This is a genomic window from Vreelandella andesensis, assembly GCF_003989795.1.
Classification (GTDB): domain Bacteria; phylum Pseudomonadota; class Gammaproteobacteria; order Pseudomonadales; family Halomonadaceae; genus Vreelandella; species Vreelandella andesensis.
Genome location: NZ_RZHG01000003.1, coordinates 132715 through 156559 on the forward strand (window position 1 = coordinate 132715; position 23845 = coordinate 156559).

The 23845-nt window shown below is 51.9% G+C and carries 21 protein-coding genes and 4 tRNA genes; 11 read left to right on the top strand and 14 right to left on the bottom strand.

The genetic code is table 11. The features are described from left to right. Positions 1-10 precede the first annotated feature (10 nt). The 4 genes from ELY33_RS01915 to ELY33_RS01930 all read right to left on the bottom strand — a co-directional run bounded on the left by ELY33_RS01915 (position 11) and on the right by ELY33_RS01930 (position 4174). A complete protein-coding gene (locus ELY33_RS01915; RefSeq protein ID WP_126943102.1) occupies positions 11-853 on the bottom strand; it encodes an ABC transporter permease subunit in 843 nt (280 codons plus the stop codon). After that, positions 853-1761 (bottom strand): ABC transporter permease subunit, encoded by a 909-nt coding sequence (locus tag ELY33_RS01920; protein WP_126943106.1) that lies wholly within the window; start codon positions 1759-1761, stop codon positions 853-855. Before ELY33_RS01920 ends, ELY33_RS01915 begins: the two co-directional genes overlap by 1 nt. Positions 1762-1792: 31 nt before the next feature. Next, positions 1793-2977 carry an ABC transporter ATP-binding protein gene (locus tag ELY33_RS01925; RefSeq protein ID WP_126943109.1) on the bottom strand — a complete coding sequence of 395 codons (1185 nt, stop codon included), beginning with the start codon at positions 2975-2977 and terminating at the stop codon, positions 1793-1795. Between the two features lie 93 nt (positions 2978-3070). After that, entirely contained in the window at positions 3071-4174 is a 1104-nt protein-coding gene (locus ELY33_RS01930; protein ID WP_126943112.1) for a polyamine ABC transporter substrate-binding protein, read from the bottom strand. Positions 4175-4519: 345 nt separating this feature from the next. Between ELY33_RS01930 and ahpC the strand changes: the two genes are divergently transcribed. Next, positions 4520-5077 (top strand): alkyl hydroperoxide reductase subunit C, encoded by a 558-nt coding sequence (gene ahpC, locus ELY33_RS01935; RefSeq protein WP_479694250.1) that lies wholly within the window; start codon positions 4520-4522, stop codon positions 5075-5077. 229 nt (positions 5078-5306) lie between these two features. Further along, positions 5307-6863, top strand: coding sequence for an alkyl hydroperoxide reductase subunit F (ahpF, locus tag ELY33_RS01940; RefSeq protein WP_126943118.1), 1557 nt, complete (start codon positions 5307-5309; stop codon positions 6861-6863). Between the two features lie 120 nt (positions 6864-6983). On the opposite strand, the gene ELY33_RS01945 is transcribed toward ahpF, so the two are convergent. Genes ELY33_RS01945 through hemA form a run of 5 tightly spaced genes read right to left on the bottom strand, consistent with a single transcriptional unit; the run spans position 6984 to position 11533 of the window. Next, positions 6984-7739 (bottom strand): HesA/MoeB/ThiF family protein, encoded by a 756-nt coding sequence (locus ELY33_RS01945; protein ID WP_126943121.1) that lies wholly within the window; start codon positions 7737-7739, stop codon positions 6984-6986. A 4-nt stretch (positions 7740-7743) separates the two neighbouring features. Further along, entirely contained in the window at positions 7744-8244 is a 501-nt protein-coding gene (locus tag ELY33_RS01950) for a winged helix-turn-helix transcriptional regulator (protein WP_126943124.1), read from the bottom strand. Between the two features lie 33 nt (positions 8245-8277). Then, the gene (prmC, locus tag ELY33_RS01955) at positions 8278-9138 is read right to left on the bottom strand and encodes a peptide chain release factor N(5)-glutamine methyltransferase (protein WP_126943127.1); all 861 of its coding nucleotides are present in this window, start codon (positions 9136-9138) and stop codon (positions 8278-8280) included. Further along, on the bottom strand, positions 9138-10226 hold the full coding sequence (prfA, locus tag ELY33_RS01960) for a peptide chain release factor 1 (protein WP_126943130.1): 1089 nt from the start codon (positions 10224-10226) through the stop codon (positions 9138-9140). Before prfA ends, prmC begins: the two co-directional genes overlap by 1 nt. Then, positions 10223-11533, bottom strand: a complete 1311-nt coding sequence (hemA, locus tag ELY33_RS01965; RefSeq protein WP_126943133.1) for a glutamyl-tRNA reductase — start codon at positions 11531-11533, stop codon at positions 10223-10225. Before hemA ends, prfA begins: the two co-directional genes overlap by 4 nt. Positions 11534-11853: 320 nt before the next feature. Here hemA and ELY33_RS01970 point away from each other — a divergent pair, with 320 nt between their 5' ends. From ELY33_RS01970 to ELY33_RS02005, 8 genes are all read left to right on the top strand, one after another. Beyond that, complete coding sequence (locus ELY33_RS01970; protein ID WP_244208543.1) at positions 11854-13644, top strand: tetratricopeptide repeat protein; 1791 nt, start codon at positions 11854-11856, stop codon at positions 13642-13644. 79 nt (positions 13645-13723) lie between these two features. Further along, positions 13724-14377, top strand: a complete 654-nt coding sequence (gene lolB / locus ELY33_RS01975; protein ID WP_126943136.1) for a lipoprotein insertase outer membrane protein LolB — start codon at positions 13724-13726, stop codon at positions 14375-14377. A 17-nt stretch (positions 14378-14394) separates the two neighbouring features. Next, positions 14395-15255 (top strand): 4-(cytidine 5'-diphospho)-2-C-methyl-D-erythritol kinase, encoded by an 861-nt coding sequence (ispE, locus tag ELY33_RS01980; protein WP_126943139.1) that lies wholly within the window; start codon positions 14395-14397, stop codon positions 15253-15255. 80 nt (positions 15256-15335) lie between these two features. Next, positions 15336-16277: a ribose-phosphate pyrophosphokinase gene (locus ELY33_RS01985; protein ID WP_208644183.1), complete on the top strand. Its 942-nt coding sequence runs from the start codon at positions 15336-15338 to the stop codon at positions 16275-16277. 96 nt (positions 16278-16373) lie between these two features. Next, entirely contained in the window at positions 16374-17021 is a 648-nt protein-coding gene (locus tag ELY33_RS01990; RefSeq protein ID WP_126943142.1) for a 50S ribosomal protein L25/general stress protein Ctc, read from the top strand. Positions 17022-17182: 161 nt separating this feature from the next. Continuing rightward, positions 17183-17764 carry an aminoacyl-tRNA hydrolase gene (gene pth / locus ELY33_RS01995; RefSeq protein WP_126943145.1) on the top strand — a complete coding sequence of 194 codons (582 nt, stop codon included), beginning with the start codon at positions 17183-17185 and terminating at the stop codon, positions 17762-17764. 109 nt (positions 17765-17873) lie between these two features. Beyond that, the gene (ychF, locus tag ELY33_RS02000; protein WP_126943148.1) at positions 17874-18965 is read left to right on the top strand and encodes a redox-regulated ATPase YchF; all 1092 of its coding nucleotides are present in this window, start codon (positions 17874-17876) and stop codon (positions 18963-18965) included. Between the two features lie 75 nt (positions 18966-19040). Next, positions 19041-19117, top strand: a tRNA-Met gene (locus ELY33_RS02005). A 75-nt stretch (positions 19118-19192) separates the two neighbouring features. Here the strand turns inward: ELY33_RS02005 and ELY33_RS02010 are convergent. Further along, entirely contained in the window at positions 19193-20497 is a 1305-nt protein-coding gene (locus ELY33_RS02010) for a M18 family aminopeptidase (RefSeq protein ID WP_126943151.1), read from the bottom strand. A 138-nt stretch (positions 20498-20635) separates the two neighbouring features. Here ELY33_RS02010 and ELY33_RS02015 point away from each other — a divergent pair, with 138 nt between their 5' ends. Next, on the top strand, positions 20636-22735 hold the full coding sequence (locus ELY33_RS02015; RefSeq protein ID WP_126943154.1) for a carboxy terminal-processing peptidase: 2100 nt from the start codon (positions 20636-20638) through the stop codon (positions 22733-22735). A 78-nt stretch (positions 22736-22813) separates the two neighbouring features. Here ELY33_RS02015 and ELY33_RS02020 read toward each other — a convergent pair whose 3' ends face one another. From ELY33_RS02020 to ELY33_RS02035, 4 genes are all read right to left on the bottom strand, one after another. Next, entirely contained in the window at positions 22814-23176 is a 363-nt protein-coding gene (locus tag ELY33_RS02020) for a metalloregulator ArsR/SmtB family transcription factor (protein WP_126943157.1), read from the bottom strand. A gap of 213 nt (positions 23177-23389) precedes the next feature. After that, positions 23390-23465, bottom strand: a tRNA-Asn gene (locus tag ELY33_RS02025). 39 nt (positions 23466-23504) lie between these two features. After that, positions 23505-23580 (bottom strand) — tRNA-Asn (locus ELY33_RS02030). Between the two features lie 69 nt (positions 23581-23649). Further along, positions 23650-23725: transfer RNA gene (locus tag ELY33_RS02035), tRNA-Asn, on the bottom strand. Between the last annotated feature and the right edge of the window lie 120 nt (positions 23726-23845).

Genomic DNA, 23845 nt, shown 5'->3' on the forward strand with positions numbered 1-23845 from the left:
TACCCTGCCGCTATGCGTTCTCAGCTTTTCGTATCAGCGCTTTTCGCTTTGCTTCACCACGGCGCATGAAGTACCACGCCAAAAGCGTTGCTAGTGATACTGTCAATATAATTAGTGTTGCCAGCGCATTAATCTTAGGTGACACCCCCATGCGTACCGACGAAAACACCACCATGGGCAGCGTGTTCGCACCAGGGCCTGAAACAAAGCTGGCAATAACTAAATCATCTAGTGACAGGGTAAATGCCAGCAACCACCCTGCGGCTAATGCAGGCGAAATAACCGGCAGTGTAATAAAAAAGAAGGTCTTCACCGGCGGCGAGCCTAAGTCCATGGCAGCTTCTTCGATAGAACGATCAATTTCACGCAAACGGGCTGCCACCACCACCGCAACATATGCACTACAAAACGTCGTGTGAGCGATCCAGATAGTCGCCATACCACGGTCAGCCGGCCAGCCGATCAGTTGCGCCATCTGCACGAACAACAGTAATAACGACAGCCCCGTAATGACTTCCGGCATTACGAGCGGCGCGGTGACCATGCTCGACAGTGCTGTTTTACCCCTAAAGTGGCCATATCGCGTCATTACAAAGGCTGCCACTGTACCCAGGCATACCGCCATACTGGCCGCTAAAAAGGCAATTTTCAGACTCGTCCATACTGCGGAAAGAATCTGTTGATCACGAAATAGTTCGCCATACCATTGCGTGGAAAATCCCGCCCATACCGTCACTAGCCGCGAGGAATTGAAGGAGTAAACCACCAACACTACCATCGGCAAATAAAGAAACAACAAGCCCAGCACCAGCATCACGGAAGTAAAATTTGGGCGTCGACGCAGTCTCAGCATTATTCAAGCTCCCGTGACTGGTAACGATGGAACCACACGATGGGAATTAGCAGCAGCAACAGCATCACCATGGCTAACGCCGAGGCAACGGGCCAATCGCGGTTCAAGAAGAACTCTTCCCACAGTACTTTACCAATCATTAGCGTATTGGGCCCCCCCAGCAGCTCAGGAATAACGAACTCCCCCACCGCGGGAATAAACACCAGCATAGAACCTGCGATAATTCCGCCCATAGAGAGCGGCAGCGTGACCTTGATAAAGGTATTAAGCTTACGCGAGCCTAAATCAGACGCCGCTTCTAGCAATGAGTTATCCAACCGCGTTAAGTGGGCGTAAAGCGGCAGCACCATAAATGGCAAGTAGGCGTACACAATGCCGATAATGACAGCGAACTGAGTGTTCATCATGCGTAGCGGAGAATCGATTAGTCCTAACCCCAGCAAAAAATTATTGATTAAGCCGCTATTACTTAAAATCCCCATCCAGGCATAGACGCGAATCAAAAACGACGTCCACGACGGCAGCATCACTAACAGCAGCAGAATTAGCTGCCAGCGCCCAGGAGCACGGGCCATTGCGTAGGCCATCGGGTAGCCAATCAACAAGCATATAGCCGTTGCTACAAAGGCAGTTTTAATCGAGCCCCAGTAAGCCGCTATATAGAGAGAGTCCGACAACAAAAACAGATAGTTGCCCATATTCAAAAAAATATTGAGCGTTTGGTCAGCATACTCAACCAGCGGCCCATAGGGCGGTATAGCAATCGCTGCCTCCGAAAGACTAATCTTTAGGACCAGCGCAAACGGCAACAAAAAGAACAGCGTAAGCCATAAAAGCGGCAGCGCGATAACCGCACGACGGCCTAACTGCAGCCGCTTTATAACGCCTGCAATACGGGATGACATCATGATAGGCGATCTCCTGTCAGCCACTGGGGCATTAGCGATTCAGTACGATAGCACTATGGTTTTCCCAATAGACATACACGCTATCCTCCCAGGTTGGGCGATCACCACGCCGCTCAGTATTGGCCATACTTACTTTGATCAGTTGCCCAGAGGCTGTACGCACGTAATAAAGCGAGTAACCGCCCAAGTAAGCGATATCATCAACCTTGCCTGCTTCCCAGTTGTACTCCCCTGATGGCTGCTGTCGGGTTAGCCAGATTTTTTCAGGGCGAAGCGCAGCCCACACCCGGCGATCTACTGCCTGGGTGGTAATGCCATGATCAATATAGATCGGCCGAGATAATGCGGGTGCTGCAATGCGGCAGTGATCCGCAGCGTCTTCGACGATTTCACCTTCGAACAGGTTTACTGTGCCCACAAACTCCGCCACCATTCGGCTGGCCGGACTTTCGTAAATATCGACCGGCGAGCCGACCTGCTCGATCCAACCGTCGGCCATAATCGCCACCCGGTCAGCCATGGTCATGGCTTCTTCTTGATCGTGGGTAACCATGATGCAGGTAACACCTACCTGCTCAATGATCTCAACAACCTCGAGCTGCATTTCGGTTCGCAGCTTTTTATCCAGCGCCCCCATTGGCTCATCCAGCAACAGCAGTTTGGGGCGCTTAGCCAGCGAACGTGCAAGAGCAACCCGTTGACGTTGCCCACCGGAAAGCTGATGCGGCTTACGCTTAGCAAAGCGCTCCATATGAACGAGTTTGAGCATTTGTGCAACACGGGCGTCGACGTCGGCCTTTGTCAGCTTGTCCTGCTTAAGTCCAAAGGCGATGTTTTGCGCTACCGTCATGTGCGGAAATAACGCGTAAGATTGAAACATCATATTGATTTGACGTTTATGCGGCGGCATCGCAGTGATATTTTCACCGCCAAGCAGAATCCGCCCTTCACTGGGCGTTTCAAGACCTGCCAGCATTCGTAGTAACGTCGACTTACCTGATCCCGACCCACCCAGCAACGCGAAAATTTCACCGCGTTTTACCTGCAAATTAACATCATCGACTGCAATCGCATCGTCGAAGCGCTTACTTAAGCGCTTTACCTCGAGCACAATATCTTCAGCAAACCTTGGTGCTTTTCCCTGAGCGCGCTGAGCGGCGGGGGGAATAACCGCAGGAGAGGATGACGGCTCGTTCGACAGGGGCGTAGTGACCATTCGCCACTCCCATCAAAAGGCCCGGAAACCGGGCGTTAAGAAAGTAACAGCGAGCCAAGCAGTTGCTCGGTTCGCTGTTAAACGATGACTAAATTAACGGCCTGATTTAACGCGATTCCAAATACGCGTACGCGCACGCTGAACGTCTTGGGGTTTCTCTACTGCAACGTAAAGATTTTGCATGACATCAGTTTCAGGATAGACAGCGGGATCATTTAATAGCTCGTCAGATAGGTATTCAGCTGCGGCTGCATTGGGATTGGCATAACGCACGTATTCACTAATTTCGGCCGCAATTTCAGGCTCTAAAATAAAATTAATAAATGCGTGAGCGTTTTCAGTGTTAGGAGCATCGGCAGGCACCGCCATCATATCAAACCACAGCGCAGCACCTTCTTTAGGAATGCTGTAGCCAATGGTGAAATCACGACCAGCTTCTTCGGCACGATCAGCCGCCTGGAAAATATCACCAGAATAACCTGCTGCCACACAAATATCGCCATTGGCTAAGTCGGAAACGTAACGCGACGAATGGAAGTACGTCATGTTGTCGCGAATGTTTGCAATTAGCTCACCACCCGCCTCAAGGTCTTCAATGTTTTCACTCAGCGGGCTCAAGCCAAGGTACGCCATAGCGGGAGAAAGCATTTCATCGCCAGAGTCCAGCATGGCTAACCCACAGCCTGCTTCGCTAAGCTTAGTGGTAATTTCTGGATCAAATAACAGTGCCCAGCTATCAACAGGTGCGTCATCGCCTAAAATTTCGGTAACACGGTCAACATTGTAGCCAAGCCCGTTGGTGCCCCACATATAAGGCACAGAGTATTCACTGCCTTTATCGATGCCTTCTAAATTACTCATCAACTCAGCATCGAGATTACCCAGATTGGGCAGCAACTCATGATTCAGTGGCTGATAAACACCTGCTTTTAACTGTCGCGTAAAGTAATGGGTAGAAGGAACCACGACGTCGTAGCCAGAACGACCAGACAAAAGCGCAGCATCTAAAATTTCATTGCTGTCGTAAACATCATAGATCACTTCAATACCGGTGCGCTCGGTGAACTTTTCAAGCGTTTCAGGGGCGATATAATCGGACCAATTGTAAACTCGCACTTCATTCGCTTGGGCACTTGCAGCCGCTACGGCCAAAGAAAGGGCCGTAACGGCCACTGAAAGTTTGTGAATATTCCCCATCTCACTACTCCTTATAAACCGATATCAAAAAAGTTATCCATTAACGGCTAGGTCATTCAGTCGACTAGCTTACGCCAAAATATCAGCAACAACTGCGGCTGCTATGTCAGACGAGCGAATTTTGCGTTGCAGCGACGTCTATCGCAAGTCCATGTGAAAAATTCTTGTATTCTGCTGACCGCAACCCCACCCGTAGGCTAGTCAGCGATCAAAAACACACACCCATAGCTTAAAACTATTGAACAGATGCATTATTACAATTTTAGCTATTAGTCGTAGTCGGTTAGTATCAGCTGCATGTTTTCCCACTACCATTCATTTATTTTGGAGACGCTATAAATGTCCTTGATCAATACAGAAGTAAAACCGTTCAATGCGACTGCTTACCTGAACGGCGAATTTATCGACGTAACGGAAGCAGACTTAAAAGATAAGTGGTCTGTTTTCTTCTTTTACCCCGCTGATTTCACCTTTGTTTGCCCGACAGAACTTGGCGACTTGGCTGACAACTACGCTGAGTTTAAAAAACTAGGTGTTGAAATCTACAGCGTTTCCACTGACACCCACTTTACCCACAAAGCGTGGCATGACAGCTCTGAAACCATCGGCAAACTGCAGTACCCAATGATTGCAGACCCGACTTTACGAATCTCTCGTAACTTCGATGTGTTGATTGAAGAAGCAGGCCTTGCAGAGCGCGGCACTTTCGTTATTGATCCTGACGGTAAGATTCAGATCGTTGAAATCAACGCTGGCAACATTGGCCGCAATGCCGAAGAGCTACTGCGCAAAGTGAAAGCCGCCCAGTACGTTCGTGAAAACCCGAACGAAGTATGCCCAGCTAAATGGAAGGAAGGCGAAGAAACTCTTGCTCCGTCTCTGGATCTCGTAGGCAAAATCTAAACGGCCTACTACTGTCGACTTAAGACTGTCGATTTAAGACTGTCGGTTTAAGGTTGCCCCTTAGGTTTAGGCAGCACGACACCCGGGGTTTCCCCGGGTGTTCTCACTTAAGTACCCGTAACGCAACCATTGCTCTCCCTACTGCGCTTTCTATTGCCGCGTTATGCCGAAGGCTGCGAGTGTTTTAGGTCGAGAACTCATTACTGCTGACTGCGAGGAAGCCACTGTCATGCTGGACGCCAATTTAAAAAATCAGTTGAAAGCTTATTTAGAAAAAGTGACTCAACCGTTCGAGATCGTTGCGTCCCTCGATGACGGTGCAAAGTCACAAGAACTGTTAGGCCTGCTGGAAGACATCAGCAGCCTGAGCGACAAGATTACGCTGCAAACTGATGGCCAGGATAATCGCACGCCGTCATTTGCCATTAACCGCCCCGGTGAAGAAACCGGTGTAGTATTTGCAGGCATTCCTATGGGCCACGAATTCACTTCGTTGGTTCTGGCGTTGCTGCACGTGGGTGGGCATCCACCAAAAACGTCTGAGGAGCTGCTAAATCAAATCAAAGCACTCGACGGCGAAATGCTCTTTGAGACGTATTATTCACTTTCGTGTCAGAACTGCCCAGATGTTGTTCAAGCGCTCAACTTGATGGCGATCTTCAATCCAAACGTTCGCCACGTTGCGATCGATGGTGCACTGTTCCAAGGCGAAGTTGAAGCTCGGGAAATCATGTCAGTTCCCAGCATCTATTTAAATGGCAAACCGTTTGACCAGGGGCGCATGACCCTAGAGCAGATTATAACGAAGGTGGATACTGGCGCTGCTGAACGCGAAGCCAAGAAACTTAGCAAAAAAGCCGCCTTTGACACGCTAGTGATAGGTGGTGGCCCAGCGGGCGCATCAGCGGCAATCTACTCTGCCCGTAAAGGCATCAACACAGGCGTTGCGGCAGAACGCTTTGGTGGTCAGGTGGCAGACACCATGGGCATCGAAAACTTTATTTCAGTCAGTCATACCGAAGGCCCCAAACTGGTGAGTGCTTTAGAAGAGCACGTCAAAGAGTATGAGGTTGACGTCATGAACCTTCAGCGCGCCACATCGTTTAAAGCGGCCGAAAACGAAGGTAATTTACACGAAATAATGTTTGAGTCCGGCGCTAAGCTGAAAAGCAAAACGCTGGTACTAGCGACAGGTGCACGCTGGCGCGAAATGAATGTGCCTGGCGAGCAACAGTATCGTAATAAAGGCGTTGCCTACTGCCCCCACTGCGACGGCCCGCTATTTAAAGGGAAAAACGTGGCTGTGATTGGCGGTGGCAACTCTGGCGTTGAGGCGGCTATCGATTTAGCTGGCATTGTCGGCCACGTCACCCTAATCGAGTTTATGGGTGAAATGCGTGCAGACGCAGTGCTGCAGAAAAAGCTTAAGAGCCTGCCCAACGTCGACATTATTCTAAACGCCCAAACCACGGAAGTGACGGGCGACGGCAGCCGCGTTAACGGCTTAACTTACAAAGATCGCAACACCGATGAGCTTAAAACCATCTCGCTAGAAGGTATCTTTGTTCAAATTGGTCTTATGCCTAATACCGAATGGTTAAAAGGGTCGCCAATCGAGATGTCGCCTCGTGGTGAAATTATCGTCGATGCTCACGGTATGACATCGGTGCCCGGCGTATTTGCCGCAGGCGACGTCACGACGGTGCCCTACAAACAGATCATCATCGCCATGGGCGAAGGCGCAAAAGCATCACTCGGTGCATTTGACTATTTGATTCGCCACTAATTTGATTCGGTATTAACTAGCCTGCTGGGCGGATCCCCTGCTGTTCTTTAGGCTGTTTCTTTTGACGTAAAGACCGTGACGTCACGCCCGCTGCCTAGCGGGCGTTTTTTTATCGTCGTGTTAACCGGAGCAACCACACACTGAGCAAGCTGGGTCACGCGGCACCTGAAAGTGACGCCATTGCCCGCTTAATCCTTCAAAGGTAGAAAGTCCTTGGTGCGGCTTTCCTGCCCCGCTTAACAACTTAAAAGCTTCTATTGCTTGAAAGCAGCCGATCAAGCCAACCAGTGGCGCCATTACGCCGCTTTCGGCACAACTCAACGTTTCATCTTGGCTATCACCAGGAGGATACAAACACGCATAGCAAGGGCATGCTGGATCGCGAGGGTCAAAGACGGCTAACTGCCCAGAGAAGCGGATTGCCGCCCCAGAGACAAGCGGCACGCGGGCCTGATGAGCAGCGGCATTAATCGCATAGCGGCTCGAAAAACGATCGGTGCAATCCAACACGACATCTACCGACGCCGCCAATGCCTCAAGAGCCTCGCCAGCAGCGTGCTGCTCCAAAGCAACAACATGACACTCAGGGTTAAGCGCTTGCATGCTCGCTTTCGCTGAACACGCCTTATTGGAGCCGATACTTGCCTGCTGGTGAGCAATCTGGCGCTGCAAATTTGACAACTCTACTGTGTCGGCATCAACAATGGTAATAGTGCCCACGCCAGCGGCAGCTAAGTAAAGCGCTACGGGGGAACCAAGCCCACCAGCCCCAATAATCAGAGCATGAGAACTTCTCAGACGCTCCTGCCCCTCAATATCAACCTCGGGTAGCATAATTTGGCGGCTGTAGCGCAGCAGCGCCTGATCATCCATCATTAGGTTACTTATCCTCAAATTCCTCGAAATCGGGTATGTGTAAGCTGAAACTCTCTTTCACTTCTTCCATAACCACATAGCTTTTAGACTCTTTCACTCCAGGCAGCGTCAGTACAACATCACCTAGTAGCTGTCGGTAAGCTGACATTTCAGGAATGCGGCATTTCAAAATGTAATCGAACTGACCGGACACCAAGTGACACTCTTGGATTTGCGGTAGTTGCTCTACCGCCCGACGAAACTCATCGAACACAGCAGGCGACTGCGTTTCCAAGCTGATCTCCACAAACACCAATAGGTTGGCTTTTAGCGCTTGCGGGTCAATGATGGCTTGATAGCCGCGAATGATGCCCGCACGTTCAAGGCGTTTAACACGCTCTAAACAAGGGGTGGTGGATAAGCCGACTTCAGCGGCAAGGTCAACATAGGAAATTCGCGCATTTTCCTGCAAGCAGCGCAAAATTTTAAGGTCGATCCGGTCCAGCGTTCTATTTTTTGGTTTCATGGCAGGATCCAATACTGATGAATCAGGCGGTCATTAAAGGTAACCCAGGGTAACCCGTTCATGACCTCCAACGTCTTGCACACTTTCAACGTTTTGGAAGCCAGCACGTGCTAATGCAGTACGCACGTTGCCTGCTTGCGTATAACCGTGCTCCAGGGCAAGCAAGCCGTCTTGAGAAAGATGAGCACGCGCAGTGAAGATCAGATGCAGTAAATCAGCCATGCCGTCAGCATCGGCCACCAACGCTGATAATGGTTCAAAACGCACATCTCCAAGGCGTAAATGCGGGTCATCGGCAGCAATGTAGGGCGGATTACTAACAATAATATCGAATGTCGTCGCTTGGGAAGACTGACCTAAGGCACTAAACCAATCGCTCACCACGAACTGAGTATTAGTTATCTTCAGCGCTTGCGCGTTACGCGTTGCAAGTGCCACCGCTGCTGGACGAATATCTGCCCCTATTACCTGCCAATTAGGTTTTTCACTGGCAAAGGCAAGGGCAATAGCGCCAGTGCCGGTACCGAGATCTAGCAACCTTCCCACTGCCGCCTGGGCGCGCACCAGCACAGCCTCTACCAAAGTTTCTGTATCAGGTCGTGGTATCAGCGTTTCTGGCGATGTCGCAAGCCGCAGACCCCAGAATTCCCGCTCACCGGTCAAATAAGCAACGGGCATTCCCTGGGCACGTGCGGCCACCAACGCATCGAATCTCGCCTGCTCCCAGGAAGGGCACTCACGGTCTCCCCACGTATATAGCCACGTCCGGTCGTGGCCTGTTGCGTAACTGAGAAGTATCTCTGCATCAATCCTAGGGGAAGGCGAACCTACCGCTTGCAGTCGCGTCGTCGCTCGCCGTAAAAGCACATCGAAAGTCGGAACATCAAGGCTCATTAAGCGTCCTGAAGGGCCGAAAGCTGTTCTGCTTGGTATTCGTGGATCAGCGGTTCAATAACATCATCAAGCTGCTCACCCGTAATAACTTCGGTTAATTTATAAAGTGTTAGGTTAATACGGTGGTCGGTAATCCGGCCTTGGGGAAAATTGTAAGTACGAATGCGCTCGCTACGATCTCCCGAGCCCACCAAGGAGCGGCGAGCATCCGCCTGCTCTTGACGCTGTGAATCAACCGCATTGCGTTTTAGTTTGGCTGCTAGCAGCGACATCGCCTTTGCACGGTTTTTGTGCTGACTACGCTCTTCCTGACACTCCACCACCACGCCGGTAGGCAAGTGAGTAATACGGATAGCAGAATCTGTGGTGTTGACGTGCTGACCGCCCGCACCGCTTGAACGGTAAGTATCAACGCGTAAGTCCGAAGGATTAATATCGATATCACCAACGTCGTCCACTTCGGGCATGACCGCCACCGTACAAGCAGACGTATGTATCCGACCTTGCGATTCCGTCGCTGGCACCCGCTGTACGCGGTGGGCGCCAGATTCAAACTTCAGACGCGCGTAAACACCGTCGCCTTTCACCCGAGAAATAACCTCTTTGTAGCCACCCTGCTCACCGTGACTTGCACTGACAACTTCAACGCGCCAGCCACGTTTTTCGGCATAACGTGAGTACATACGAAACAGATCGCCAGCGAAAATAGCGGCCTCATCCCCACCCGTGCCAGCACGTACTTCCAAGAACACGCTGCGGCCATCATCCGGGTCTTTAGGAACCAGCAGGCGTTTCAGCTCACTATCTAGCGCTTCGAGCTGCTCGTGCCCATCACTGATTTCCATTTCCGCCAGTTCGCGCATATCAGGGTCGCTGTCGCGGCTTAACTGCACGGCTTCTTCGATGCTTTTTTCCACTTCACCGTAACGCTGCCAGGCGGCGACCAGCGCTTCTAATTCAGCGTATTCACGAGAATAGTCGCGAAAGCGCTGCTGGTTATTAATCACCTCAGGATCAGACAGTAGCATTGCCAGCTCTTCAAAGCGGTCGGCAAAGCTATCTAGGCGTTGGCGCAATGTCTCTTTCATGCGGGTGTATCATCCTTCTGGCGTTTTACCGCGGCCATTGGTTGCTCAAAGGCAGGCTTAGCAGGCAATAGTATATTGGGCGCGGCATTCAGCAATTCGTTATTTTCTTGGGAGGCAGCGTCGCGCAAGGCAAGCGTGGGCTGGTGCATTAAACGATTTGCCAGTTGGTGGGCTAATCGTTCAATTATCTTGGCAGGATCTTCGCCTTTTGCTAACCGCTCAAGGGCTTGTTCACGAGAGTGGTCACGAATGGCCTCTCCATGAAGGCGATAGTCGCGAATGAGTTCACCACCATTACGGATTCGGCGTTCATGCTGCCAGCTGCCCACTCCGTGCTCAATGAGTGATTCAGCTTGATCAGCGGCGACTTGACGGTGACGGCGATTCTCTTCGATGACCTCTTGTAAGTCATCGACGGTATAAAGAAAGACATCTGCAAGTTCACCTACTTCTGGCTCAATATCACGGGGTACCGCAATATCCACCATAAACACAGGACGGTGGCGGCGCTTTTTCAGCGCACGCTCTACCATGCCCTTCCCTAGAATAGGTAGCGGCGAAGCAGTTGAGGATATGACGATATCAGCTTGCTCTAACGCCTCCGGTATCTCTGACAGCGTAATAGCAGAACCACCCAGCGGAGCAGACACTTGTTCGGCACGTTCACGGGTACGATTGGCTACCGTTAGATGCCGCACCCCGGCTTCATGAAGATGACGCGCGACCAGTTCAATGGTTTCTCCTGCCCCGATCAAGAGGGCTCTGGCGCGGCTAAAATCATCAAAAATACGGCTCGCCATGCTGACAGCAGCGTAAGCCACCGACACAGGATTTTTGCCAATGCCGGTTTCAGTGCGCACCTGCTTGGCTACTGCGAAAGTGTGTTGGAATAAACGCTCCAATTCGCCACCTAGGCCATTAGCTTGGCGAGCCTGCTGATAAGCATCTTTCAACTGACCGAGTATCTGTGGTTCGCCCAGCACCATAGAATCCAGGCCAACGGCGACACGCATCAAATGACGCGCAGCATCGTTGTCAAGATAATGATAGGCGCAGCGGGAAAGGTCTTCGACGCGCAAATTATGAAAGCGCCCAAGCCAATCCAGCACGGCGTGCTCACCGGCGGCATCCGTCACGCAGTAAAGCTCGGTACGGTTACACGTCGAAAGCACAGCCGCTTCGCTGATTTGTGGCAGGTTACGCAGTTCCGTCAACGCGCTTTCCAGCTGCGTTGGCGTAAATGCAACCTGCTCACGTACGGCCACGCTGGCAGTACGATGATTTATTCCCAGGGCAAGAAGCGTCATGCGTTATGCGTCTTCGCTAGTGGATCGGTCGTCACGTCATTTGTCGATCTGAATGTCTGAAGCTTGCCAAAGCAAGTCTAAAAGAGTGGGTAGATGCAATGAGTAATGCTATGACTAAGGACTATGAGCAAATACTATGAGCAAATGCTATGAGTAACTACCATGAGTAGATACCATGAATAGATACTATAGATTGCACCACCCACCTCGTTTTCAAGGTGAAATATTCTATCACAGCACAGCATGTTCTGGCGCACACCACTTTGCCGCAGGCAGCCAAGCCGCTATGCTGAGCATTCGGCCACCTGATCGAGAGACGCATGCCCCTTCGCGCGACACTACTGGGTCACCCCCTATCGTTACTGGGTTTCCCCCTACTGCCCTTGGCCGCCACGCTATTATTGAGCGGCTGCCAGTTTTCCCCTTCCCAAGAGAATGGGGTTCAGCATAGTGCTCACGACCCCATGCAATCAGCGCCGCCGATTACCCGCGGGCTGGATGCCGAGGGCCTTCGCTCACTATTAGCCGCAGAACTCGCAGGGCAACGGGGCGATTATCGCTACGCTAGCCAAGGCTACTTGGACGCCGCTAGACGCTACAGCAATCCGGCATTGGCCGAGCGTGCCACCTTTGCAGCGCGCTTTGGCAATGATGCTGCATTAATGGAAGCGTCAGCGATTCGCTGGCGTGAATTAGCGCCTCAGGCAGAGCTTCCGAATAGGCTGTTGGCAACACTTTCGTTACAACGGGGAGATTGGCTAGATAGCCTAGAGCAGCGCCTAGCGATCGCTCAAGCAGGAGGCAATGGTGAAATAGCCGCTTTTTCCGAAGCAGCGGTGGCCGAAGAGGCACCATTGAACCTGCTGATTCAGCCACTGCGCGATTATCTTGCCCAGCCTAGCGCCCAACAAAATGAATTCTATAGCGATGTGTTACTTGGCGCCGCACTGATCGAGTCAGCGCTGGGGCAAACGCGTCAAGCGCAACAGCATCTTGATCAAGTCACTCAGCGTTCACCCGACTCTGCCGCGTTGTGGCTTGCTAAGGCTCGGCTAGCATCAGAAACAGGCGATCATCGTGGTGCTCAGCGAGCCGCTCAACAGGGGCTAGACTTAGCGCCGGATGATGTTCGTTTTATATTAATGCTGGCCCAGGCTGAAATTCGCCTGAACAACATTGCCGCTGCGGAAGCCCAAACCAACGCATTGCTAGACACCCATGGTGGTAACGAAGAATTACGCATTGCTCTGGCACAACTCTACCTGGAAGAAGGCCATAGCGAACCAGCGTATCGGCTGCTGCAGCCCCTTGTAGGTCAAGATAGCGCACCTGAAATTGTTTACTTCTTATTGGGCGCCATTGCTCAATCCCAAGAAGAAGTCGATAACGCGCTGCTGTATTACAGACAAGTACAAGGCGGCAACGAATTTCTACCTGCCCGAGCCGCCGCCGCGCGCATGCTGATTGAAAATGATCGCCTACTCGATGCTCGTGCGATGCTTCGCATCGAACGAATGCGCCACGATGCCTACTTCGGCGAGTTGGTAATGCTAGAAATACAGCTACTTGATGAATTTAATCTGCAAGAAGATGCGTCAGCACTGCTTGATAGAGAAATTACTCGTACGCCAGATGACACCAGCCTGCTGTACTTAAGGGCAATGCGTGCTTGGGAAGCGGGCAATATCGAAGCGATGGAACGCGACCTGCGCCAGATACTGCAAACCGAACCCGATAATGCTGATGCATTAAATGCGCTGGGCTACACACTTGCAGATCTGAATCTACAGGGGCGTCTAGAAGAAGCGCGAGATTTGATTGAGCGTGCCTATGAAAAAGATCCCAGTAATCCAGCAATACTCGACAGTATGGGTTGGGTTTATTTTCGGCTTGGCAAACCCAACGATGCGCTTGCATGGCTAGAAAGTGCCTATGCACAGATGCCCGATCAAGAAATCGCCGCTCATTTAGCCGAAGTGCTTAACGCTTTGGGGCGCAGTGAAGAAGCACGCCAACTGATCGAGCGAATTCTTCAGCGGGCAAGCTATCACCCACAAATCGATGACTTACTGAAGCGCCATCCTGAACTAACCCCAGTAAGCACACCCTAATACGGCACCCTTATATAAAGACCTTATATAAAGACCATATATAAAGATAGTTTACGCAGTACTGACATGGAGCCAGTTTATGTTGATCAATTCCCTGCCCGCGAGCCGCTTCTCGATATTCGGTCGCTCTACTCGCTTACTAATCGCCGGCATTGCTTTATTAGCGCTTGCCGGCTGCGCCACACAAGCCCCCGTTGACGATGGCGGACGCCAAGCCGGGCAATGGGAGCGCCAGCAGGCGGACGTTGACGCCTTCGATACCTGGACACTTGTAGGCAAAGCAGGGCTTCGCACCCCCCAAGAAAACAACAGCGCTAACCTAGACTGGAATCAACACCCCCACTATTTTCGCATGTTGATCAGCGGCCCCTTTGGCGGTGGACGTAGCGTGCTGGAAGGCCGTGAAGGACGCTTTTCACTGACCACTAGCGATGGTCGCTTTGAAGCAGAAACACCAGAAGCCTTAATGGAAGAACAGCTTGGATGGTCATTGCCAGTTCGCGCCATGCCCGACTGGGTTCGCGGCCTACCGGGCGACCACGCCAGCTACCAGTTAGAAACAGACGAACTCGGCTTCCCTAACCATTTACAGCAAGATGGCTGGGAGATCGACTACCGTGACTGGGAGCAAGTTGAGGGTATGTGGTTACCTCGCCGACTCGTGATGAACTACGGCGACCTTCGCATCACCCTGGTGGTTAATCAGTGGCAATCCACTAATCAGGACGCCTAGGCCAGTTGAGAGCGCACATGCCTGCAACAATTCCAGCGTTGACACTGCCTGCACCCGCTAAGCTAAATCGTATGCTGCATATCGTAGGCCGTCGCCAAGACGGCTACCACGAGCTGCAGACGCTTTTTCAGCTGATCGATTTGTGCGACTACCTTACTTTCATGCCGCGCAATGACAGTGCCATTACTCTTTCTAATGACCTTAGTGGCGTCGCCCACAACGACAATTTAATCGTGCGGGCTGCTCAATTACTGCAGCAGGCAAGCGGCACCCACCAAGGGGTTTCAGTCACCATCGAAAAGAATCTACCAATGGGAGGCGGCCTTGGCGGTGGAAGCTCTAATGCCGCGACTACCCTGGTCGGGTTAAACCATCTGTGGAAGCTAGGGCTGAGTAATGCAACGCTTGCGAAACTAGGGCTGACGCTGGGAGCCGATGTGCCGGTGTTTGTTCACGGTCATAGTGCTTGGGCAGAAGGCGTCGGCGAAAAGCTTACGTCTGTCACTCTAGACACGCCTTGGTTCGTGGTCATTCATCCAGGCGTTAGCGTCTCGACACCTGCAATCTTCCAAGACCCAGAATTGACACGCGACAGCCTCCCCATTACTATGGCGCGCGCACTGCAGGGGGGAGCGCCCGAGTGGCGTAACGACTGCGAAGCTATCGTCAAAAGACGCTATCCGCCAATTGCGGAAGCATTGAACTGGCTCACGCAGCATGCACCTAGTCGGTTGACCGGTACCGGCGCCTGCTTGTTTGCGGCTTTTGATTCACAGCTAGCCGCGCAAGCCGTCGCACAAATGGCAGGTCAACATTGGTATTCATGGGTAGCGCGCGGACTCAACACCTCTCCCCTACAAGATGCTCTGGGCCGCTGAAAGCGCCCGGTCATCGTATTAGATTGCAAGATGATCTGCGTTTTCTCCCCTGATCCCCAACACTGCAAAGGTGGCTGCGCGTGTCAAAATTGATGGTTTTCACCGGGAATGCCAATCCCGAACTCGCTCAAAAGATTGCCGAGAGCTTAGACAGCCGTATGGGTAATGCCACGGTCGGTCAATTTAGCGACGGCGAAATCGCGGTCGAGATCAATGAAAACGTGCGTGGTAAGGATGTGTTCATCCTGCAATCCACCTGTGCCCCCACGAATGATAACCTGATGGAACTGATTCTGATGGTGGATGCCCTGCGTCGCGCCTCAGCTGCCCGAATTACGGCGGTCGTTCCTTACTTTGGTTATGCTCGCCAGGATCGTCGCGTACGCTCTGCCCGCGTTCCCATCTCAGCCAAAGTTGTCGCTGATATGATGGTAAAAGCAGGTGTTGATCGCGTTATGACGATGGACCTGCACGCCGACCAAATCCAAGGTTTCTTCGACGTACCGGTTGATAACGTTTACGGCTCGCCCATTTTGTTAGACGACATCGAGCGCCAGAACTATGAAGATCTCGTAGTGGTGTCTCCCGATGTGGGCGGCGTTGTTCGCGCTCGCGCTATCGCCAAACAGCTAAACGCTGATCTTGCCATTATCGACAAACGTCGCCCTCAGGCTAATCAGGCCCAGGTGATGCACATCATCGGTGAAATCGAAGGCCGCACTTGCGTGGTTGTCGATGACATGATTGATACCGCTGGCACGCTTTGCAAAGCCGGTGAAGCGTTGAAAGAGCATGGCGCTGCACGCGTTGTCGCTTATGCAACACACCCGATTTTGTCTGGCCCTGCGGTCGACAATATCACCAACTCGGTGCTGGACGAGGTCGTCGTGACCGACACCATTCCGCTTTCTGACACTGCCCGTCGCAGCGGAAAAATTCGCCAGCTGAGCGTTGCGGGACTCATCGCGGAAGCTATTCGCCGAGTCAGCAACGAAGAATCCGTTAGCGCGATGTTCCATTAATCGCCTGACGCAGTTGCCCCCTATTGGGGCCCTGGAAGCGTCGTCGTCTGGTCGCGGTCGGCGGCGTTTCCTTACTTAAACCAAGAGGCAAATTTCATGTCTGATTTTATCCTGAAAGCCAGCGTTCGTAACGACCTGGGGAAAGGTGCGAGCCGCCGCCTGCGTCGTGCGAACCAACAAGTACCGGCCGTTATTTACGGTGGTGAAAAAGGCGCTCAATCTATCTCTGTAGAAAAAACCGCTTTCTACAAAGCGATTGAGGACGAGTCCTTCTTCTCCTCGGTAATCAAACTGGTCATTGACGGCGCTGAAGAGCAAGTGGTTGTTCGTGACCTGCAGCGTCACCCGTTCAAGCCGCTACTAACCCACGCTGACTTCCTGCGTGTTGATGCCACCCACGAAATCACCATGAACGTGCCGCTGCACGTTGTTGGCGAAGAGACGTGTGTCGGCATTAAAGACCAAGGTGGCGAACTGCACACTCTGGCCAACGAAGTCGCTATCAGCTGCTTGCCGAAAGATCTTCCAGACTTCCTGGAAGTCGATATCAGCAACGTCGAGCTAGGCACTACCCTTCACCTGTCTGACCTGACGTTACCAGCAGGCGTTACGTCTGTTGACTTGTCTCACGGTGAAGAGCATGACAACGCCATCCTAAGCGTCACGAAAGTTAAAGTACGCGGCGGTGACGACGAAGACAGCGAAGGCGAAAGCGAGAGCGAAGAAGAGCCCAGCGCTGAGTAATCGCTAGTCACGGCGCTGCCAGCTGATGCTTTTCAACGCCGACTGGGCCATGCCCGCATGGTTCAGGAATGATAAAATCAAGCGCTTCGGCGCTTGATTTTTTTTTGCGGTCTGACGTGACGTCGAAAATTTCTTCAAGAAATTTTTTATGAGGTGGGACAATGAGCCAGGTAACGGCCATTATTGGCCTGGGCAACCCCGGTGCAGAATACGATGCAACTCGCCATAATGCGGGCTTCTGGCTAGTAGATGCGATTGCACGCAGCGCACAGTCGGAGCTTCGCCCGGAAAAGAAGTTTTTGGGCCTATACGCCAAAGTACGCGTTGGCGATCATGAACTACACCTTCTCAACCCCACGACGTTTATGAATCGTAGCGGCGCTGCCGTCGCGGCGCTTGCACAGTTTTTTAAGCTAACGCCTGACAATTTATTGGTCGCTCATGATGAGCTAGACCTTCCGCCAGGGCAGGCACGCTATAAAAACGGCGGTGGCCATGGCGGTCATAACGGCCTGCGAGACATCATTAGCGCGCTGGGTAACCAGAAACAGTTTCACCGGGCAAGAATTGGCATCGGCCACCCCGGAGATGCACATCAGGTCGTTAATTATGTGCTTGGCCGACCCGGCAAAGCCGAACGGGAAGCCATTGAAAGCGCTTTAGATGAGTGTCTGGCGACGTTACCACTCGCACTCTCTGGCGATTGGGCTAAAGCCATGAACCGCCTTCATAGCGTAAAATAGCAGCATACTTTATATGCACCCCTAACATCAGGCGTTCTAGCACGCCCTTTTTTTCAATATTGGCAGGCGCTTCGCTTATTGCGCTGCCCTAGCGGCCAGGAAGTAATTTATGGGCTTTAACTGCGGTATCGTCGGCCTACCTAATGTAGGCAAATCCACGCTCTTTAACGCGCTGACCAAATCAGGTATTGATGCAGAAAATTTCCCGTTCTGCACCATTGAGCCTAACGTAGGCATCGTTCCCATGCCTGACCCGCGCCTTGATAAGCTTGCCGAAATCGTCAAGCCGCAAAAAGTGCTGCCGACAACAATGGAGTTTGTCGATATCGCAGGCTTAGTCGCTGGAGCGTCCAAAGGCGAAGGCTTAGGCAACAAGTTCTTGGCCAATATTCGCGAAACCCAAGCTATCGCCCATGTCGTGCGCTGCTTTGATAATGACAACGTGATCCACGTTGCCAATCAGGTTGACCCCAGATCAGATATTGAAACGATTAACATTGAGCTAGCGCTTGCCGACTTAGATACCGTCGAGAAAGCCAGCCAACGCCTGACTCGCTCAGTGAAAGGCGGCGACAAAGACGCTACGGCCACAAAAGCCATTCTTGACCGCATTCAGCCTCACCTTGCTGAAGGTATGCCGCTGCGTAGCTTTGGTCTTGATGAAGACGAGAAACGCCAAGTTAAAAGCTTTGGCTTCTTAACGCTTAAACCCACGATGTACATCGCCAACGTTAATGAAGACGGGTTCGAGAACAACGCTTACCTGGATATCGTTAACGAGATTGCTGCTGAAGAAGGTGCGGTAGTCGTGCCAGTGTGTAACCAGCTTGAAGCGGAAATAGCGGAGCTAGATGACGAAGAACGCAGCATGTTCCTAGCCGAAATGGGCATGGAAGAACCAGGGCTTGATCGCGTTATTCGCGCAGGCTATGCCCTGCTTGGCCTACAAACGTATTTCACTGCTGGCGTTAAGGAAGTACGCGCCTGGACAGTAAAAGAAGGTGCCAGTGCTCCGGAAGCCGCCGGCGTGATCCACACCGATTTCCAGAAAGGCTTTATCCGCGCCGAAGTGGTTGCCTACGAAGACTTCGTCTCACTCAACGGCGAGCAAGGGGCTAAAGACGCTGGCAAATGGCGCTTAGAAGGCAAGGATTACATCGTTAAAGACGGTGATGTCATCCATTTCCGTTTTAACGTCTGAGAAGCAGTCGTTTGATAAATAAAAGAAACGCTTGACGAGCGACCGGCCACTGAGTAATATTCGCCCCCGTTGAAAGGCTACGTAGCTCAGCTGGTTAGAGCACATCACTCATAATGATGGGGTCCCCTGTTCAAATCAGGGCGTAGCCACCAAGCCTCACTTAAGTAATACAAAAAAGCCCGCTGACGCATTGCCAGCGGGCTTTTTCATTATTTAAGCATTTGCCGTCAACGCAGAACCGGACGGTTTAAAAATACCACTAATGCCCGTGTCAGGTAGTCAACATCCCGAGTGCCTGCTGTTTCACGCACAGAATGCATTGCCCACTGAGGAAGCCCCACGTCAATCGTTGGCACACCCACCTCAGTAGCCGTAATCGGCCCAATAGTGCTACCACAGCCCATATCTGAGCGAGTAACAAAAGACTGCACGGGAACATCTGCCTCACGGCACACGTCTCGGAACAGCGCACCCGTGACGCTATTAGTAGCGTAACGCTGGCTAGCATTCACTTTAATGACTGGCCCAGCATTAATTGCAGGCCCATGATGCTCGTCATGCTTGTCCTGAAAGTTTGGATGCAATGCGTGAGCGTTATCACAAGAAATCATCAATGATGACTGAATCAACTGAATCAGCGACTCTTCCGTCGCGCCCCCCACCTGAGCATTTAAACGCTTTAGCACATCACCCAGAAAAGGCCCCTGGGCACCGCATGCACTTGTGCTACCCACCTCTTCATGATCATTGGCCACTAACAAGGCTCCTTGGCTAGCATCGCACTCAAGCATTGCCTCAAGCCCTACAAAACATGACAGTAAGTTGTCCAGCCGCGCACTGGCAACTAGCTCCTGACGCAGCCCTACCAATGACGGTGGCTGCACGTCGTAAAACCCCAACTCAAAGTCGACCACTTCCACAGCGCACAAGCCGTGCTGTTCTTCTAACCAGCCCACTAGCAAGTCGCTAAGCTCGGCGTTATCACTCTGCATCACTACGGGCGACATCTGCGTTTGCGGGTTAATAACACGCCCAGCATTAACCTCTCTGTCTAAATGAATCGCCAAACTAGGCACCATGGCAATCGGCCGATCTATATTAAGCAGCACACTTTCCAAGTGACCATCGGCGTGACGCACATGCACACGCCCTGCCAACCCCAGGTCACGATCAAACCAGGGTGCCAATAGCACACCGCCATATACCTGCACCCCTAACTGCAACCAACCTGCTGCATGCTGGGTGGCATTAGGTTTTAAACGCAGCCCGGGGCTATCTGTATGCGCCCCCAACATACGCAGACTGGTTAACTTCTCAGCAGGCAGCTGAAATGCAATCACTGACGAATCGTTGCGCGTCACGTAATAACGCTTACCTGGCTTAAGCTGCCAGTTAGTCGTCTCCTCAAGGCGAACAAAACCCGCCTGCTCCAGGCGCTCAGCCATGCAGCGAGTCGCATGCCAAGGCGTGGGCGACTGGTGCAGAAACTCACACAGCCGCGTTACACGATCTGCGTTGAAAGCTTCGGACATAGAAATCCTCATAACAGTAATGATTGAGTATCACAGGGTAAATGACCTGCTACAATGTTCCCTCGGCCTACGCAACTCATAGGCTATCTGCGGGTCTAGGGTAGGATGAGTGTACACAAATTCGGGAGAGCTTGACTGATGAGCTTGTTTGCAACGCTTTCGCGCTCGGTTGCCCTTGCTGTGATGCTGGTAATTACTAGCCCCGCAGCACTGGCGCAACTTGAGCCGACCGACGAACAACGCCAAGCGGCAATGGAAGTAGCGGATTCACTTCGTTATGGACATTATGCTGATATTAACTTCGACGAGCAGTGGTCAGAGGAGGCTTTCCAACGCTATCTAGACATTCTGGACGGCCAACGCTCCTACCTATTGAACATTGATATTGAGCCCTATCGCCATCTAGAAAGCGACATGGCAGAAGCGCTTTTCGATGGAGACCTTGACGATGCGTTTGCACTTTATAATCGCCTCAGCGAACGTCACACCGCCCGCTTAGAGTGGTTACTTAAGCGTCTTGATGAAGGGCTTTCCTTTGAATTCGAAAGCGATGACCGCTTAGAAGTCGATCGTGAAGATGCCCCTTGGGCAACCCTCGAGAGTGAATTAGACGAACTGTGGCGCAAACGGCTCAAAAACGATGCACTGACACTTGCCCTTTCCGACCAGGATGACGAGCAAATAGAAAGTAATCTGCGTCAGCGTTATGAAGGGCAACTCTCACGTTTACGCCAGTCTGAGTCAGAAGACGTCTTCGGGTTAATCATGGCAGCAGCATCTAGTTCGATCGACCCCCACACCGGCTACCTCTCCCCTCGCCAAAGCGAATCGTTTGATATTCAAATGAGCCTTTCACTTGAGGGTATCGGCGCACTACTTCAAGCCGACAGCGAATACGTCAAAGTATCTAGCCTAGTACCCGGCGGCCCTGCCGACCGTGCTGGCGTGCTTGAACCCGCTGACCGAATCATTGCCGTCGGCCAAGAAGAAGGCGATATGGTCAATGTGGTGGGCATGCGCCTAGACAATGTCGTTGACCTGATTCGTGGCCCTAAAGGCTCCGTCGTACGCTTAGACGTAGTGCCCGCCCAAGCGGTGGACATGACCCGCTCACAAATTGTTGAAATTACCCGCGATACTGTCAGCCTGGAAGATCAGGCAGCGAAAAGCGAAGTAATTAACATTGAGCGAGATGGCAAACCTCATCGCATTGGCGTGATTGACGTTCCGACGTTCTACGTCGATTTCGATGCCTGGCAAGCAGGCGAAGAGGAGTACCGCAGCACCACCCGCGACGTCGCCCGAGAAATCGAAAGCCTTAAAAAAGAAGGCGTTGAAGGGATTGTTCTAGATCTTCGCAACAACGGTGGCGGCGCACTTCAAGAAGCTAACTCATTGATAGGCCTATTTATCGACCGGGGCCCCACCGTCCAGGTTCGTGATGCCCAAGGTCGTATTCAGCTCTATGGCGATACCGAAGCGGGCACGTTTTATGATGGACCGCTGACCGTATTGGTTAACCGCCTTTCTGCTTCAGCATCAGAGATTTTTGCCGGCGCCATTCAAGATTATGGCCGCGGCATCGTAGTGGGCACCCCCACCTTTGGCAAAGGAACCGTGCAAACGCTGAATGACCTTAGCCACGGGCAAATTAAGCTTACCCGCGCCAAATTTTACCGAATTTCAGGCGACAGCACTCAAAACCGCGGCGTTAAACCCGATATTATTTTCCCTAGCCTGATTGACCCAGAACGTATCGGCGAAAGCAGCCTTGATAACGCACTTGCGTGGGATACCGTACAGAATGTTCAATATCGCCGCTACGGCTCCCCAGAGAATGCGCTCGCAGAACTGATTTCTCAACACGAAGAACGCGCTAAGGAAAACCCTAACTTCCGGTATCTAGAGCGCCAGTCCGCCCTAGCCCGCCAGTTACGTGAACAGCACACCAGCGTTAGTCTAAACCGCGAACAGCGCCAGCGAGAGCTGGAAGCTCAAGAAGCCGAGCAGCTTTCACTTGAAAACCAACGCCGTCGCGCCTTAAACCTATCGGAACTGGACGAGTGGATGGACGCACGCAGCGATAGTTCGCAGCCCGAAGGCAGTGAAGCAGACACTGCTAATGAGGATGATAAGGATGAAAACATGCCGGCTGACCGCGCCCATGTACTAGAGGCTGCCGAAATCTTACTCGACTATGCCAACCTTCAGGGCTCACAGAGAATGGCTAAGCGTTAAGCCACTACTGACTACTGTACTACTGACTACTGTTAGAAGCGCCGACCTACGGATCGGCGCTTTTTTATTTCCTAACAGTTAACATAACGCTGCTCGCCGAGTCGGTCGGTCTCCCATTTTTGCTAGTCGCAGAGTCAGCGCATGGAGACGTACCGCACTACCTTCAGCACCCGCTTCGATAATTTCTTGTGCCCATCCTGGTAGCTCAGGTGACAAGCGGTAGTAAACCCACTGCCCTTCACGCTGATCGATAAGCAACCCACACTGGCGCAACTGGGCCAAATGACGCGACACTTTAGGCTGCGATTCTTCCAGTGCATACGTCATTTCACACACACAAAGTGACTGCTCTTTGGCGATCAAGAGCACCAGCATTAACCGCGTTTCATCACCTAGACACTTAAATACCTGCAGCGCATGCAGGCTGGCAGCTTTTCCCACGGACACCTTCCTAAACAATGAGTAAATGAAACAATCTATACATCCCTGACCGTCAGACACAAAAAATCACTCAGGATGCCATAGAGCATTGAGTGTTATCATAAACATCAAATAAACAATAAGCAGTAGATACGTGAAGCAGTCGATTCACGCTAGCGGCTGCGCGAATATCGTTCAAAAGATAAATAGAATATAACGTAAGAAGAAACTAGATGGCTCCCCGAGCAGGACTCGAACCTGCGACCCAATGATTAACAGTCATTTGCTCTACCAACTGAGCTATCAGGGAACGTTTACCGTAAACGGTAATTAGTGCAGAACAGCAATTTGGCTCCTCGAGCAGGACTCGAACCTGCGACCCAATGATTAACAGTCATTTGCTCTACCAACTGAGCTATCGAGGAACATTACATTTTGCTGCTGTGTCTAGAGTGAAGCCACTAAGAAATCAAGCGTAGCTCGATTTTATACGTTGGCTCCTCGAGCAGGACTCGAACCTGCGACCCAATGATTAACAGTCATTTGCTCTACCAACTGAGCTATCGAGGAACTGCGTAAACACGGTGCGTAGTATACTGATAGAAACGCTCGGGTCAAGCATCGATTACAGTTGAACGCTAGCCCCAGGTTTCTTGTATCCGTATAATGCCCATACTCAATGGCAGCACG